The organism is Streptomyces sp. NPDC012935 (genome assembly GCF_042900345.1).
Taxonomy (GTDB): Bacteria; Actinomycetota; Actinomycetes; order Streptomycetales; family Streptomycetaceae; genus Streptomyces.
Window position 1 is genome coordinate 324,409 of record NZ_JBIBBC010000003.1, and the last position, 15,617, is coordinate 340,025.

A 15,617-nucleotide genomic window follows, 5' to 3' on the forward strand; every position below is an offset into this window, starting at 1 on the left:
CCTGAGCGGGCCGCGGCTGCCGCGCCCGGTCCCCGTGGCGCGCCGGCCGGAGCGGCGAAGTGCGGGGCAAGGAGGCGTACACAGCATGGGGCCGTTGTCTGATCTGAAAGTCGTCGAGATCGGCGCTCAAGGGCCGGGACCGTTCTGCGCGACCGTCCTGGCCGACCTCGGAGCGGACGTCGTGCGCGTCGACCGGACCACGGAGGTCGGCCGCCCGTTCCACGACGTCGTCCTGCGCCGCAGCCGCCGGTCGGTGGCCGTGGACCTGCGGTCCGCCGAGGGTGCGTCGGTCGTCCTGCGGCTGATCGAGGACGCCGACGTCCTGGTGGAGGGATTCCGCCCCGGTGTCATGGAGCGGCTCGGAGTGGGCCCGCAGGAGTGTCTTCGCCGTAACCCCGGCCTCGTCTACGGGCGCATGACCGGCTGGGGGCAGGACGGCCCCTGGGCGCAGGTGGCCGGGCATGACATCAACTACACCGCCCTGTCCGGCGCGTTGGCGGCGATCGGGCCTCCCGGCGGCGGGCCCGCCGTGCCGCTCAACCTCGTCGCGGACTTCGGCGGTGGTGGCATGCTGCTGGCGGTCGGTGTCCTCGCCGCCTTGCAGGCCCGCACGAGGACGGGCGCCGGCCAGGTGGTCGACGCCGCCATGATCGACGGTGCCGCCCAGCTCATGGGCATCTTCTACAGCATGCAGCAGCAGGGCATGTGGTCCCAGGAGCGAGGGACCAACTGGCTCGACGGCGGGGCGGACTTCTACGACACGTACGAGACCGCCGACGGCCGCTACGTCGCGCTCGGCGCCATCGAGCCGCAGTTCAGGCACGCCCTGTACGAAACCCTGGGACTCGACGCGGACGCGCTCATGGCGGACGCGGACCCCGCCCGGTGGCCCGAGCGCAAGAAGCTGGTCGCCGAGGCGGTCCTGCGGCGCACGCGCGACGAGTGGTGCGCGTCGTTCGCGGGCGTCGACGCCTGCTTCGCCCCGGTTCTCTCCCTCGATGAGGCGCCGCACCACCCGCAGTACGCGCAACGCGGGAGCTTCGTCGAGGTCGACGGGGTGCTCCAGCCCGCGCCGGCGCCGCGGTTCGGCGCCACACCGTGCGCAGCGCCCTCCCGTGCGGCGCGCCCCGGCGAGGACACCCGCGACGTGCTCACCGAGGCGGGCTACTCCCCGGACGCCATCGACTCCCTGGTCGCCGCCGGCGTACTCGCCGTTGCCGAAGCCTGAACCGGCCGACCGCGCGCGACGGGACTCTCCTGCCCCCGCCGCCCAGTCCTCCTCCTTCTCCTTCTCCTTCTCCCTCTCCCATCACTTGGACCGAAGGGCTCATCCGTGACCTCCGAAGCATTCATCTACGACGCGATCCGCACTCCGCGCGGGCGCGGCAAGCAGACCGGTGCCCTGCACGGGACAAAGCCGATCACCCTGCTCACCGGTCTGATCGACGAACTGCGCCGTCGCCACCCCGACCTCGACCCGGCCGCCATCGACGACATCGTCCTCGGCTCGGTCATGCCCATCGCAGACCAGGGCGGCAACATCGCCAAGACCGCCGCCCTGGCCGCCGGTCTGCCGGACACCGTGTGCGGCATGCAGCTCAACCGCTACTGCTCGTCCGGTCTCGAAGCCGTCAACACGGCCGCGGCACGCTTGCGCTCCGGCTGGGACCACCTGATCATCGCCGGCGGTGTGGAGTCCATGTCGCGGGTCCCCATGGGGTCGGACGGCGGCCCGGTCGCCTACGACCCGGAGACCGCCACCGCCGCTCAGATGGTTCCGCAGGGAATCGGTGCCGACCTCATCGCCACGGTCGAGGGTTTCACCCGGGAGGACGTGGACGCCTACGCCCTGATGTCCCAGCAGCGGGCAGCGGCGGCATGGGAAGGCGGGTACTTCGCCAAGTCCGTGGTGCCCGTGGTCGACCACGGAGTGCCGGTGCTCGACCACGACGAGCTCATCCGCCCCACCACCATGGAGTCCCTCGCCGAGCTGCCCGCGTCGTTCACCGGCATGGGCTCCCTCTTCGACGCGATCGCGCTCCAGAAGTACCACTGGATCGAACGGATCGAACACGTCCACACCGCCGGCAACTCCTCCGGGATCGTCGACGGTGCCGCCATGGTGCTCATGGGCAGCGAAGAGGTCGGCACCCGCTACGGCCTCACCCCGCGGGCCCGGGTGGTGGCCGCCGCCCTCACCGGTGACGACCCCGTCATCATGCTCACCGGCCCGGCGCCCGCTGCCCGCAAGGTGCTGGACATGGCCGGTCTGTCCGTCGACGACATCGACATCTTCGAACTGAACGAGGCGTTCGCCTCGGTGGTGCTGAAGTTCGTCAAGGAACTGGACCTGCCCATGGAGAAGGTCAACGTCAACGGTGGCGCGATCGCCATGGGGCACCCCATGGGCGCCACCGGAGCCATGCTCGTCGGCACCGTGGTGGACGAGCTGGAGCGCCGTCAGGCCCGGCGTGCCCTCGTGACGTTGTGCATCGGCGGTGGCATGGGCATCGCCACCATCATCGAGCGGCTGTGACCGGCTCCCTTCGAAGATCGCTCCCCCATCGCGCCCCCCGAACTGGAACAGGACTCATCGCATGACAGACAACATGATCCGCTGGGAGCAGGGCGAGGACGGTGTCGTCGTCCTGACCATGGACGACCCCGCGGGCCCCGCGAACATCATGAACGACACCTTCCAGCACTCCCTGGCCGCCACGGTCGACCGGCTGGAGGCGGAGCGCTCCGGCATCGCCGGAGTGATCGTCACCTCCGCGAAGGACAGCTTCTTCGCCGGCGGTGACCTCACCCAGCTGCGCCGGACGGCACCCGAACGGGTCGCCGACATGGCCGCGGGAACGGACCGGCTCAAAGCCCTCCTGCGCCGCCTCGAGAAGCTCGGCAAGCCGGTCGTCGCGGCGATCAACGGCTCCGCGCTAGGCGGGGGCCTGGAGATCGCGCTGGCGTGCCACCACCGCATCGCCCTGGACGTCAAGGGCAGTGTGATCGGCCTGCCCGAGGTCACCCTGGGCCTCCTTCCGGGGGCGGGAGGGGTGACCCGTACCGTGCGGATGCTCGGCCTCCAGGAGGCGCTGTCCGAAGTGCTGCTCACGGGGCGCGCGTTCAGGCCGGCCCAGGCGCTGGCGCGAGGTCTCGTCGACGAGCTGGCCGACTCGCCCGAAGCCATGATCGCGCAGGCGAAGCGCTACATCGGCGAGCACCCGGAAGCGGTGCAGCCCTGGGACGTGAAGGGTCACCGCATCCCCGGCGGCACCGCCAGGTCCCACACGTTCAACACCAAGGTCGTGGCGCCCCTCACGGCGACCGTGCGGACGATGGGCCGCGGTACGCCGGTGATCGCCCCGCACCGCATCGTGGCCGCGGCGACCGAGGGCACCCAGGTGGACATCGACACCGCGTTCAGGATAGAGAGCCGGTACTTTGCCGAGCTGGCCTGCGGACAGATCTCGTCCAACATGATCAAGGCGTTCCACTTCGACAGCCGGCAGATCGAGAAGGGCGGCAGCCGTCCCGCCGGCTTCCCTCGGCACCGGGCGCACAAGGCGGTGGTGCTGGGTGCCGGCATGATGGGCGCCGGCATCGCGTACGTCTGTGCCAGGGCCGGCATCGAGGTCGTCCTCAAGGACGTGACGGTCGAGGCGGCCGAGCGCGGCAAGGGCTACTCGCGCAAGATCCTCGACAAGGCCGTGTCGCAGGGCAGGCTGTCGGAGGGGAAGCGGGACGAGGTGCTCGCCCGCATCACCGCCACCGACCGCGCCGAGGACGCCGCCGGGGCCGACCTGGTCATCGAGGCGGTGTTCGAGGACACCGCGCTGAAGAAGAAGGTGTTCGCCGAGATCGAGCCGTTCGTCGCGCCCGACGCGGTGCTGGGGTCCAACACCTCGACCCTGCCCATCACGGGCCTGTCCGAGGGTGTGCAGCGTCCCGAGGACTTCATCGGTCTGCACTTCTTCTCCCCCGTCGACAAGATGGCTCTGCTGGAGATCATCGTGGGAGAGAAGACGACCGACGCGACGCTGGCGAAGGCGTTCGACATCGCCCAGCAGATCGGCAAGACCCCGATCGTGGTGGGTGACAGCCGCGGCTTCTTCACCAGCCGGGTGATCGGGACCTTCCTCAACGAGGCCGTCAACATGATCGGCGAGGGTGTGTCCCCCGTCTCCGTGGAACAGGCCGGTCTCCAGGCGGGATACCCCACCGCCCCGCTCGCCCTGACCGACGAACTCAACATGAAACTCGCTCAGAAGGCCCGTGGCGAGACGCGGGCCGCCTCGGCTGCCGAGGGCCGGGAATGGGTGCACCACCCGTCGTTCGACGTCATCGACCGCATGGTCGACGAGTTCGGGCGGCCCGGCCGGCTGGAAGGGGCGGGTTTCTACGAGTACGCCGACGGCAGGCGGGGACGGCTGTGGTCCGGCCTGGCGGACGCCTTCGGCTCCGTCACGGCCGACGTGCCGTTCAGGGACATGGTCGAGCGGATGCTCTTCGCGGAGGCGCTGGAGTCCGTCAGGTGCCTGGACGAGGGGGTGCTGCGGTCCGTCCCGGACGCGAACGTGGGATCTCTCATCGGTATCGGCTTCCCGGCATGGACCGGTGGCGTCCTGCAGTACGTCAACCAGTACGAGGGGGGCCTGTCGGGCTTCGTCGACCGGGCCCGTGAACTCGCCGAACGCTACGGTGACCGGTTCCTGCCGCCGGCCTCGTTGGTGGCGCGGGCCGAGCGGGGCGAGAGCTACGAGTAGGCGCGGGCAGGACCGCTGAGGGCGTTTCGCCCCTCGTGGTCCGTCCCGATCCGCGCCGGTGCGCCCGGCCGGGGGCGGTCCGGTGCCGCCGCGCCAGGACTGCTGAGTGATCGTTACTCAATGGGCGGGGCCGGCGGCCCCAGCGATGGACGTCGCTCGGAGGCAGAGGGCAATTTGGTGTGCACCTCTCCGCACGACGTACATCGTTGCTGGTCGTCGAGCCGGCCCGGGCGGCCTTCGTCGTCCGGGCCGGTGGCCGGCCCCAGGACGACGGAGGCGATCCGCCATCCCTGCACATCCACCTCTCTACGGCCGTGCCGCCGAGCAGGCCGCGATCGACCGCGTCCTGGAGGAGGCCGCGGTCGGACGAAGCGGCCTGTTGCTGTTGCACGGTGAGCCCGGAGCGGGCAAGAGCGCCTTGCTGGGCCATGCGCGGCAGCGCGCTGCCGCGCATGGCATGCAGTGCGTCCAGGCCCGCGGCGCCGTGTCCGAATCGGAGTACGCCTTCGCGGGGTTGCACCAGTTGCTGCATCCCCTGCTCCGTCACCTGTCGGCACTGCCCGGCGCGCAGGCGAAGGCGCTGGCGGGTGCCCTGCGGTTGGGGGCGGACCGGGTGGAGGACCGGTTCCTGGTGTCCGTCGCAGTGCTGTCGCTCCTGACCGAGGCGTCGGCCGGGACCGGGCTGGTGTGCGTCCTGGACGATGTCCAGTGGCTGGACCGCCCCACGATGGAGACCCTGCTGTTTGTGGCCCGGCGCATCCGGACCGAACGCGTCGCCGTGTTCCTGGGGCAGCGTGATCCGGTGCCGGACCCGCTGTCGGACCCGTGGCTGCCCCGCCTGCGCCTCGGCGGGCTCGACGAGGGCGCCGCCGGGCAACTGCTCGCGGCAGGAAGGGACGTACCCGATGCGGCGGTGGTCAGGGAACTGGTCGCCCGGACGAGGGGCAATCCCCTCGCCCTGACGGAGCTCGGCGAGGCGCTCGCGCAGGACCAGTTGTGCGGCCGCGAGCCGCTGCCCGTTCCACTGCCTCTGGGGGCGGGCGTCGAACGGGCCTTCCTGGACCGGGTGCGTGCCCTGCCGGATGCTACGCAGCTCGCCTTGGTGGTGGCCGCCGCCGAGGAGACCGGCGACCTGTCCGCGGTGGTCGCCGCGCTGGAGCGGCTCGGCCTGTCCGACTCGAGCCTGGACGCGGCGGCGGACGCGGGTCTTGTCTCCGTCCGCGGCGGACATGTGGAGTTCCACCATCCGGTCGTCCGTACGGCGGTGTACAGCGGGTCCGGCTTCACTCGGCGGCGCCGGGTGCACGCGGCGCTCGCGGAGGCGCTGCTGCCCCAGGCCCGGGACGGTCGCCGTGCCTGGCACCTGGCGTCGGCCGCCTTGGGGCCCGACGAGACCGTGGCCGCAGAGCTCGCGGACGCGGCGGAGCACGCCCGTGCGCGCGGTGGTTACGCGTCGGCGTCGGCGCTGCTGGAGCGGGCGGCGCGGCTGACGCCCGACGTCGATGTGCGGGCCGGGCGGTTGTACGAGACGGCGCGTGCCACCTGGGAGGCAGGCCGGGCCCGGCACACGGAGGAGCTGATCGCCGAGGCTGAGCTGATCGCGCGGGGCCCCGCCCTGCTGGGACGTCTGCTGCAGCTGCGCGGGGCGGTGCAGATGCGCAGCGGGGTCATCACGGACGCGTATCGCACCTTGTCCAGGGCGGCGGACTGTTTCGCGGAGTCGGAGCCGTCGGTCGCCGCCCGGTGCCTGGTGCAGGCGGCGGAAGCGGCGTCCTACTCGGGTGACCTGCGCCGCTTCGGTGAGTTGGGTGCCACGGCCGCCCGTCTGGCGTCGGACGAGCCTGCCGTCCACTGCACCCACCTGCTGCTGTCCGGAGTCGGCGCCGTGGTGGAGGGGGATGTCGGCGCGGGCCGGGAGCTTGTGACCCGGGGCATCGAGGAAGCGGTCGCCCTGGAAGACCCCATGCTCGTGGCGTGGGCGGGCAATGGTGCCCTCTTCCTGGGGGAGGCCGCGCAGGCCATGGAGCTCTTCGGCCGGGTCGGCGAGCCGGCGCGGACCTCGGGCCATGTGGGCGCGTTGCCGAGCAATCTCCACTTCGTCGTCATCCTCGAGATGCTCAGCGGGCGTACGGCGCACGCGACCTCGCTCGCCGACGAGGGCTTCCGGCTGGCGCGCGAAACCGGACAGGAGAACCTGGAAGCCCTGCACCTGTCCCGGCTGGCGTTCCTGCACGCGATGCGCGGCAATGAGGACGCGTGCCGCGAGGCGGCGCAGACCGCCCTGCACACGGCGCTGCGCCGGCGGATCGGGCTGGCGGTGGCCACGGCCCACCACGCCCTCGCCGCCCTGGCGCTGATCCGCGGCGAGTACCCGGAGGCACTGCACATGCTGGAGGCGCTGGCGTCGGCGGAGCCGGGGACCGGACACCCCGTCATCAGTCTGCTGTCCCTGCCCGACCGCATAGAAGCGGCCATCCACGCAGGGGAGCCGGAAGCCGCGCGCACCGCGATGCAGGAGCTGGAGTCGTGGCAGGCGGGCGCCGTGACCGGCGAGGCCCGGGCCCTGCTGGCGCGGTCGCGGGCGCTGCTGGAACCGGACGACGACCGGGCGGTCGTCTTCTTCGAGGAGGCGCTGGCGCTGCACAGCGGAAGTGTCCCGGCGGAGAAGGCCCGTACCGAGCTCTACTTCGGGGAGCGCCTGCGCAGGATACGCAAGCGGGTCTACGCCCGGCGCTGTCTGCGCAGCGCGGCGGACACGCTGGAGCGCCTGAACATGTGGCCGTGGGCGGAGCGGGCGCAGCGGGAGCTTCGGGCCACGGGTGAGGCGAGGCGCCGGACCAGCAGGACGGCCGATCTCACACCGCAGGAACTGCGTATCGCCCGCCTCGCGGCCCAGGGGCTCTCGAACCGGGAGATCGCGGGTCAGCTGTTCCTCAGCCGCCGCACGGTCGAGTACCACCTGTACAAGGTGTTCCCCAAGCTTTCGGTGGCCTCCCGTGCGGACCTGACGCGGCTGTACTACGCGGATCCCTCGCTCTTCGAGTGACGGGGAAGTCCTGTCTGCCGCCGATATCCCGCACAAATGCTGGGGTGCGTCTTGGGGGCCCTCCCCCGTGTGTCCCGTCAGGCGGATGACGTTCGCTGAAACGGACAGATCACCCCTTTCCACTGCTGAGGAATGGCCCATGTCATCACTGCTCCATCGACTCGGACGCTCATGCGCGCACCATCCATGGCGCGTCATACTCGGCTGGCTGCTGGTCCTCTGCGCCGCCTTCGGTGTCGTCTCCGCGACCGGCGGATCGTCCTACGTCGACCAGCTCAAGGTGCCGGGCAGCGACTCGACCCGCGCCCAGGAAGTGCTCGAGAAGGAGTTCCCCCAGGCATCCGGCACCTCGGTGATCGTGGTGTACCACACCGAGGACGGACACCTGACCGACCCCGAGCGCCGGGACGCGGTCGCCGAGTCCAGCCGCAGGATGCAAGCCCTGCCGCACGTCGTGGCCGCGCCCGAGCCGATGGGTGCCGGTTCGGTGTCCGAGACCGGCGCGACCGCCCACACCACGGTCACCTACGGCGTACCTGTGGACGAACTCGACGAGAAGGACTTCGAGGCCCTGGAGAGGGCGAATGAAGCGGCCGAACACGCGGATGTGGAGCTTTCCTACCAAGGGGCCCTGGTCGACAACTCGACCGCCGAGGAGTCCATGGCCGAGATGATCGGCCTGGTGGCCGCCATGGTCATCCTGCTCATCTCCTTCGGCACCTTCGTGGCCATGGGCCTGCCCATCGGCACGGCGCTGATCGGCCTGGGGCTGGGCACCGCCGGCAACATGCTGCTGTCCCAGCTGACCACTGTCGGTTCCTCGGCTCCGACCGTGGCCACGATGATCGGTCTGGGAGTGGGCATCGACTACGCCCTGTTCCTGGTCACCCGGCACCGCACGAACCTCGACAACGGGATGGATCCCAAGGAGTCCGCCGGGCACTCACTGGCGACCGCCGGCCAGGCTCTGGTATTCGCCGGGTTCACCGTCGTCATCGCACTGATGGGGCTGCAACTGGTCGGCATCCCCTACGTCGCCTCCTTCGGCTACACCTCCGCCGTCGTCGTGATCATCATGGTGCTGGCCGCCCTCACCCTGCTGCCGGCACTCCTCGGCCTGATCGGGCACCGGATCGACAAACTGCGGGTGTTCAAGCAGCGCCCGGCGCCCAACGGCAGCGCCTTCTGGCGCCGGTGGGCGCTTGCGGTCACCCGCCGCCCGAAGACCGCCGTCGCCGTCTCGGTCCTGCTCATGGGCTTCCTGGCCGTTCCCGCGCTCGACATGCGCCTCGGCCAGCCGGACAACGGCACGAAGAACGAGAGCACGACCCAGCGCGTGGCCTACGACCACTTGGCCGAAGCGTTCGGACCGGGGTTCAACGGGCCGCTGACCATCTCCCTCAGCGCACCCGACAGTGCCGCGCTCAAGCAGACCGGGGCCCGGGTGAGCGAGGCGATCGGCCAGGACCCAGGAATCGCCACGGTCGGGGTGCCGGTTCCCAACGAGGCCGGCACGACCGCCATCCTGACCGCGGTGCCCAAGACGTCACCGCAGGACGAGGCGACGTCCGAACTGGTCGACCGCATCCGTGAGGACGTCCTGCCCGCCTCCCTCGGGAGCGGCTCCGAACAGGCTCACGTCACCGGACCCACGGCCGCGAACATCGACATGGCGGACCGGATCAGCGAACGCCTGATGCTCTTCATCGGCGCCGTGGTGGGCATCTCCCTGCTGCTCCTGGTGTTCGCGTTCCGCTCGGTCCTGGTGCCCATCAAGGCGGCTGTGCTGAACGTGCTCTCCGTGTTCGCCGGCTACGGCGCCGTGGTGGCCGTCTTCCAGAAGGGATACGGCAACGAACTGATCGGTCTGGACGGCACCGTCCCGATCATCAGCTTCGTCCCCATGATGCTGTTCGCCATCCTCTTCGGACTCTCGATGGACTACGAGGTCTTCGTGGTCAGCCGGATCAGGGAGGAGTACAGCCGTACGCGGGACGCGACGAAGGCCGTCGTCGAGGGGGTGGCCCACACCGGACGCGTGGTCAGCGCCGCGGCCCTCATCATGGTCACCGTTTTCGGATGCTTCGTCATCGGCGACGACCCGATCATCAAGATGTTCGGTCTCGGCCTGTCACTCGCGGTGGCGCTGGACGCCTTCGTCGTCCGCCTGGTGCTGGTGCCGGCTCTGATGAAGCTCATGGGCAACGCGTCCTGGAGGCTGCCCCGCTGGCTGGACCGCATCCTGCCGCACATCGACCTGGAAGGCGGCAGCGAGCCGGCCCCCACCGGACGGCACCGAGCGGTGGACCCGGCCCCCGGCGGCCACACCGATGAGGAGCTCACGCCCGTCGGCTAGGACCGCTGCTCCCCGCTCGGCCCAGGGCCCCGCTGCGTGCAACGCCCTGGGCCACGCCGCGTGATGACCGAGACACCGGTGCCCCGAACAAGGAGAGACCACCCATGGCGAACACGGTCCCGCCCGAACAGCGCGGCCGGAACCCGGCCGGTGCCCACCCGCCCGCAGACCCGGGCAACGCGGTCAGGGAGCACACGGTGCGGGATCACCCCGGCCGGCCCGGCCACATCCTGAAGAGCCACCCCGCCCTGGACCACTCCGGCCGAGGGCACACCGCCCTGAAGCGCGTCGTCCAGGACGCCGACGCGCTAACGCTGTCCCTCTCGGCCCAGCTCTCCGCGGTGCGTCCCGTCGGGCGGGCGGCCGAAGCGCACCGGCTGACCGAGCACCTCTCCGCGGCGGCGGGCGCGGGGGGCACCGTCCTGCTGCGCGGCCCCGCGGGCGTCGGGAAGTCGTGCCTGCTCGACGATGTGCTGGGCGGCGCCGCCCGGAACTGGCACGTCCTCCGTCTCACTGGCGACGTCCTCGACGAGGCCCGTCGCGTCCCCTTCCGGACGCTCGCCTCGCTCACGGCGGCGGCCCCCGGCGCGCGGAGCGCGTCCAGCGGCGAACCGGCCGCAGCGGTCCGCCTCGTAGCCGAGGGACAGCGCCACGACGACGTGCACCTGGCGGCGGCACGCCTGTTCAGGCTCCTGCGCGAGGAGAGGCCCACGGTCGTCGTGCTGGACGACCCTGCCTATGCCGACCCCGACACGCTCGCGCTCATCGGCCACCTCACCCGCACCCCGGCCAGACACCCACTCGTGGTCGCCGCCGCCACGCGTGTCCCCCGCGACGCGCCGGTCGGCGCATTCGGCGCCCTCCTGGCCCGCGAAGAAGGCCGGCAACGGCTCCACACCACCGATCTAGGGAACCTGGACACGGACGGCACCGCCCTGCTGCTGACGCAGGCCCTGGGGACGCCACCGGCACCCGCCCTCGCCGCGCACGCGCACACCCGGGGCGGGGGCAACCCGTTCTTCGTGCTCCAGACCCTCCTGGACCTGGCCGAGCACCGGCGTCTGGAGCGGCGTGGAGGGGCCTGGCACCTCGTTGGGGGGCCCACGCCTCTGAGCCCGGACCGGCGACGGCAGATCCTGCAACGCGCCCTGGGCGGCACGGTCTCCTCCATGCGTGTGGCCAGGGCGGCCGCACTGCTACGCGTGGTCGCGCTGACCCGCCTGGACCTGCTGGCCCGCGTCTCCCGTCTGTCGTCGCGCGCCACGGAGTCCGCCTTCGACAGCCTCGTACGGCACGGCGTGCTGCGAGCTGTTGCTCCCGGCACCTATGGCTTCGCCAGCGAGGTGGTCCGCGACGCCCTCTACGAGGACCTGGGGCCCGCCGCTCGCCGGTGCGGCCACCGCACCGCGGCGGACTGGCTGCTGAGGCTCGCCCCGGCAGCAGACCTCCAGGAGGACATCGCAGCCCATGTCGCACAGACCGCCGACCACGGGGACGCCCGGGCCATCGAGATCCTCGCGGGGGAAGCCGGGCGAGCGTTCTCACGTACGCCGGGGGCCGCCGTCCCGTGGTACCGGAAGGCCGTCGACATCACCCCGCCCGACCACCCGGACCACGCGGAACTGGTGACCCGCCTCACCCTGTCCCTGCTGGTCGCCGGCCATCCCGAGGAAGCCGCTCGCACCGGCGGTACCGCGCCCGGAGGTGTCGCCGGTGCGAACCGGCTGAGCAGCCTCGTCATCGGGGCGCTCACGGAGCACGGCGCGGTCGGGGAGGCCCGCGCGCTGGTGGACGAGGCCAGGGCGGCGGCGCCCGGCCACCTCGTCCTCACCGCCCAGGCCGCCCTCCTGCATCTGATGACGGGCCGGACACGGGAAGCCACCGCGCTCGCCGCCGAGGCGGATGCGCGGCTGGAGCGGGCGCCTCTCAGGGACCGGATCACCGCACTCGGCTACCTCGTGCCCCTGCACTGCATGACCGACGGCTACCGCAGTCTCGAGCCCCTGGCGATCCGGCTGCGGGACGCTGCGGCCGAGGCGCCCGCCAGTCTGCGGCTCAACGCCCTCAGCACCTTGAGCTACCTGCACTCCATGCGGGGCGACACCCACGCCTGTGCCGGGTCCCTCGCCGAGGCGGACGCCCTGCTCGCCGACTGCGGCTGGCACTTCTTCCGAGGGAGCCTGGTCGCGGCCCGCGTCCACAACGCCGTGCAGACGGGCGACTGGAGCACCGGGCACGCGCACATCGTCATGGCCGCCCGGCAGATGCGGGAATCGGGATCGCTCGTCCACCTCGGCCCGCTCCGGCTGAGCGAGGCGACGCTCCACGCCCACCAGGGCAACTGGAGGGCGGCCCGCCAGGCCGCCGACGCCATCGCACGCACCCAGCCCCTGCTGAACACAGCGGCCGTCGTCGCCCACTCCGTCGTCGACCTGATGCAGGGCGACCTCGACAGCGGCCGCCGCCGGCTGACGGAGCGGCTCGGCGAGGGGAACCTCCCCGATCACCTGCGCGCACGGCTGCTGGTCCGGCTGGCCGAGATCGAAGCGGAGGCGGGCTGCCCGGAAGCGGTGACCGGCCTGCTCGCCGCAGCCCGGGATCACGGCATGGACAGCCACGACTACACCGGCTTCACCGAGGCCCGTCTCGCCCACGGCCACGCCACCGGAGACACCGCGGCCCTCCTGGAGGCGGCGTCGGTGGCGGAACGGCACGACCTGTCGTTCCTGAAGGCCAAGGCACACCTGTACCTGGGCACGGCGGGCGTAGACGCGGAACGGCACCTGCGCAGCGCCCTCGACGTGTTCCACCGGCTGGGAGCCCTGCCGTGGCGCCGCCGGGCCGGCGTCGAGCTGCGCCGGCGGAACCTGAAGGTTCCACGCCACCGGGCGTCGTCCCCGGCCGAGCTGACGGCGACGGAGACGCAGATCGCCCGCTACGTCCAGCTCGGGCGCTCCAACCGGGAGATAGCGCAGGCGCTGTCCCTCAGCGTGAAGACCGTGGAGCGTCATCTGAGCCGGGTGTACGCGAAGACGGACTGCCGCAGTCGTCTCCAGTTGGTGCGCGCCCTCGACGGGGGGTTGCTGGGAGAGCGGCCGGCCGGTCCCGGCCGACCGGGCGACGCGGGGCAGGGTCCTCGGTGATGTGTCTCCGCTGCGGTGACCGGCAGCCGGGACACCGGTCCCGGGTGTCCACCGCTGCGGCCCGAACGGCCGGGCTGCCGATGCCGGACCCGCCCGCCGCGAGCACGCGTTCAGCCCCCGGTCGCCCTGGTGGTCTGCCGGGCGGCCTGCCGGATGCCCAGCACGGCGCAGGCCGCCGCCAGCAGCGGCTCGGCGATCTCGTCGGACGGTGCGGTCCGTTCGTCCAGTTCGACGACGGGCACGAAGACGGCGCCGAGGGCCGCCGCGCCCCTGACCGTCTGCCGGACGTCCCGGTCAGGACCGGCCACCACGTCGAGCAGCCGCTGCGAGAGCTCCGAAACACGCTCGCCCACAGGATGCCCCAGCAGCGTCTTGTCGTACGAAAGCACCGCCGTGGTGCGGCGGTTGGCGAGGTAGAGGTCGATGAGCTCGGCCAGGGCCTGCCGTACCGCCGAGGGAGTGCGCGGGCGGCCCTCGGCGCGGACGACGACTCCCTCGAAGTCGTCGACGAACGCCGTGGTCAGATCTTCGAGCAGGTCGTCCTTCGTCCTGTAGTAGTAGTACAGCGCCGCCTTCGTCAGCTCGAGCCGGTCGGCGATGTGCTGCAAGGTGGTCGTCCCGTAGCCCTGCTCGCCGAACAGGTCGAGAGCGGCTTCCTTGATGCGTTCGCGGGTCCGTCCTCGCGCCCCTGCCATGGTTGCTCTCCCTCCGGGCTGCGGAGAGTGAGGCCGCAGCCACCCTCAATTTACTGGTCGGCAAGTAGAAACCCAAGCTCATTCCTGGGGTCGGCACACCTGATCCAGGGGGCCCTCCCCGAGGCGCCCGGCCGAGGACCTTGCGTAGAAAGAGTGGGGCGGGGACCTCCGGAGCGGCACGCCGACCCGCCCGGCGAACGGCCGCCTCTTCCCGCGCCTCGGCGCGGATCGCCGTACCGGCGCTCTCGTCACGACGTGACGCGCCCATCCCTCCTACGCCAACTCATCGGCACACACCACCGCACCACCTGACAACCGAGTGCTCCGCGCCTGCGGAGCACTCTCCGTCCCACCAGGGAGTGATCATGGAAGAACGCAAGGCGATCGTCGTCGGCGGCGGCATCGGTGGCCTCGCCACCGCACTGGCGCTGACCTCGAAGGGCTGGACCGTCGAGGTCCTCGAACGCGCCCCGGAGCTGAGGGAAGTGGGAGCGGGTCTCTCCCTGTGGCCGAACGCCCTGCGCGCTCTGGGCGCGCTGGGGGTGGGCGACCGGGTCCGGGCACAGGCGATGAGCGAGTCGGCGACCGGGATCCGTGACGACCGGGGGCGGTGGCTCTCCCGCCTCGACACCGCGGAGATGGCACGACGTCACGGCACGGCCGCCATGATCCACCGGGCCGACCTCCTCGCCCTCCTGGCCCAGGCCCTGCCCTCCGGTGTCCTGCGCACCGGCGTCGAGGTCACCGGGGTGCTCCCCGACGGATCGGTCGCCCACAGCGCCGGGCTGTCCTCGGCGCAGCTGGTCGTCGGCGCCGACGGCATCCGCAGCGCGGTCCGCAACTCCGTATGGCCCGGAGCCGCCGCTCCCCGTTACGCCGGGTACGCGACGTGGAGGGCGGTCACCGGACCGATCACCATCGAGGGCAGCGGCGAGTCCTGGGGGCGGGGTGCCCGGTTCGGTTACGCCGCGCTCCCCGACGGCCGTGCGTACTGCTACGCCGCCGCTACCGCGGAGGAAGGCGCCCCCCTGTGGGGACTGGACGAGCTGCGCCGGCGCTTCGGCAGCTGGCACGATCCGATACCGGCCCTGCTGAACGCGACGTCTCCCGACGCCGTGCTGCGCCACGACATCTACGAGCTGCCACCGCTGCCGACCTTCGTCCGCGGCCGGGTGGCCCTCGTCGGCGACGCGGCACACGCCATGACCCCCAACCTCGGACAGGGAGCGTGCCAGGCCCTGGAGGACGCCGTGGTGCTCGCCGCCTGCATGGAACACCCGGACGGCCTGCACGCCTACGACGCCCAGCGCCGCCCGCGAACCCAGATGATCACCCGGCGCGCCCACCAGGTGGGGCTGATGGGCCAGTGGTCGTCCCGTGCGGCGGTGACACTGCGCAACGCCGCCCTGCGCGCCCTGCCCGGGAGTTCGTTCCAGAAGAGCCTGGACCCGGTCCTGGCCTGGCAGCCTCAGGGCGACGGCGCCACGCCCCGGGGGTAGCACCCCAAAAGGCGGCGGGGGGGGGGGGGGGGCGCGGGGGCGGGGCGCCCCCGCCCGCCCCCACGCCGGGCGCCGCCGGGCTCCCCCGGCCGCGCGGGCGCCACGGCGGGGCCCC

The 15,617-nt window shown here is 72.0% G+C and carries 8 protein-coding genes; 7 read left to right on the forward strand and 1 reads right to left on the reverse strand.

Features of this window, described 5'->3' with window-relative positions:
- Positions 1-85 precede the first annotated feature (85 nt).
- The 6 genes from ACFY5C_RS10390 (at position 86) to ACFY5C_RS10415 (ending at position 13,308) form a co-directional block, all read left to right on the forward strand.
- Complete coding sequence (locus ACFY5C_RS10390) at positions 86-1,228, forward strand: CaiB/BaiF CoA transferase family protein (protein WP_389442848.1); 1,143 nt, start codon at positions 86-88, stop codon at positions 1,226-1,228.
- 105 nt (positions 1,229-1,333) lie between these two features.
- Positions 1,334-2,536, forward strand: coding sequence for an acetyl-CoA C-acetyltransferase (locus ACFY5C_RS10395; RefSeq protein ID WP_389442850.1), 1,203 nt, complete (start codon positions 1,334-1,336; stop codon positions 2,534-2,536).
- Positions 2,537-2,597: 61 nt separating this feature from the next.
- Positions 2,598-4,763, forward strand: a complete 2,166-nt coding sequence (locus ACFY5C_RS10400) for a 3-hydroxyacyl-CoA dehydrogenase NAD-binding domain-containing protein (RefSeq protein WP_389442852.1) — start codon at positions 2,598-2,600, stop codon at positions 4,761-4,763.
- Between the two features lie 145 nt (positions 4,764-4,908).
- Positions 4,909-7,809, forward strand: a complete 2,901-nt coding sequence (locus ACFY5C_RS10405; protein ID WP_389442854.1) for an ATP-binding protein — start codon at positions 4,909-4,911, stop codon at positions 7,807-7,809.
- A gap of 139 nt (positions 7,810-7,948) precedes the next feature.
- Positions 7,949-10,165 (forward strand): MMPL family transporter, encoded by a 2,217-nt coding sequence (locus ACFY5C_RS10410; protein ID WP_389442856.1) that lies wholly within the window; start codon positions 7,949-7,951, stop codon positions 10,163-10,165.
- A gap of 104 nt (positions 10,166-10,269) precedes the next feature.
- Positions 10,270-13,308: a helix-turn-helix transcriptional regulator gene (locus ACFY5C_RS10415; protein ID WP_389442857.1), complete on the forward strand. Its 3,039-nt coding sequence runs from the start codon at positions 10,270-10,272 to the stop codon at positions 13,306-13,308.
- Between the two features lie 110 nt (positions 13,309-13,418).
- Here the strand turns inward: ACFY5C_RS10415 and ACFY5C_RS10420 are convergent, their stop codons facing one another.
- A complete protein-coding gene (locus ACFY5C_RS10420; protein WP_389442859.1) occupies positions 13,419-14,003 on the reverse strand; it encodes a TetR/AcrR family transcriptional regulator in 585 nt (194 codons plus the stop codon).
- A 365-nt stretch (positions 14,004-14,368) separates the two neighbouring features.
- Here ACFY5C_RS10420 and ACFY5C_RS10425 point away from each other — a divergent pair, with 365 nt between their 5' ends.
- Complete coding sequence (locus ACFY5C_RS10425) at positions 14,369-15,502, forward strand: FAD-dependent monooxygenase (protein ID WP_389442861.1); 1,134 nt, start codon at positions 14,369-14,371, stop codon at positions 15,500-15,502.
- Positions 15,503-15,617: the final 115 nt, after the last annotated feature.

What these genes read in the sequence shown, in the direction of transcription:
- ACFY5C_RS10390 (WP_389442848.1), top strand. Translation starts at nt 86, where the DNA reads ATGGGGCCGTTGTCTGATCTGAAAGTCGTCGAGATCGGCGCTCAAGGG.
- ACFY5C_RS10400 (WP_389442852.1), top strand. Translation starts at nt 2,598, where the DNA reads ATGACAGACAACATGATCCGCTGGGAGCAGGGCGAGGACGGTGTCGTC.
- ACFY5C_RS10405 (WP_389442854.1), top strand. Translation starts at nt 4,909, where the DNA reads ATGGACGTCGCTCGGAGGCAGAGGGCAATTTGGTGTGCACCTCTCCGC.
- ACFY5C_RS10410 (WP_389442856.1), top strand. Translation starts at nt 7,949, where the DNA reads ATGTCATCACTGCTCCATCGACTCGGACGCTCATGCGCGCACCATCCA.
- ACFY5C_RS10415 (WP_389442857.1), top strand. Translation starts at nt 10,270, where the DNA reads ATGGCGAACACGGTCCCGCCCGAACAGCGCGGCCGGAACCCGGCCGGT.
- ACFY5C_RS10420 (WP_389442859.1), bottom strand. Translation starts at nt 14,003, where the DNA reads ATGGCAGGGGCGCGAGGACGGACCCGCGAACGCATCAAGGAAGCCGCT.
- ACFY5C_RS10425 (WP_389442861.1), top strand. Translation starts at nt 14,369, where the DNA reads ATGGAAGAACGCAAGGCGATCGTCGTCGGCGGCGGCATCGGTGGCCTC.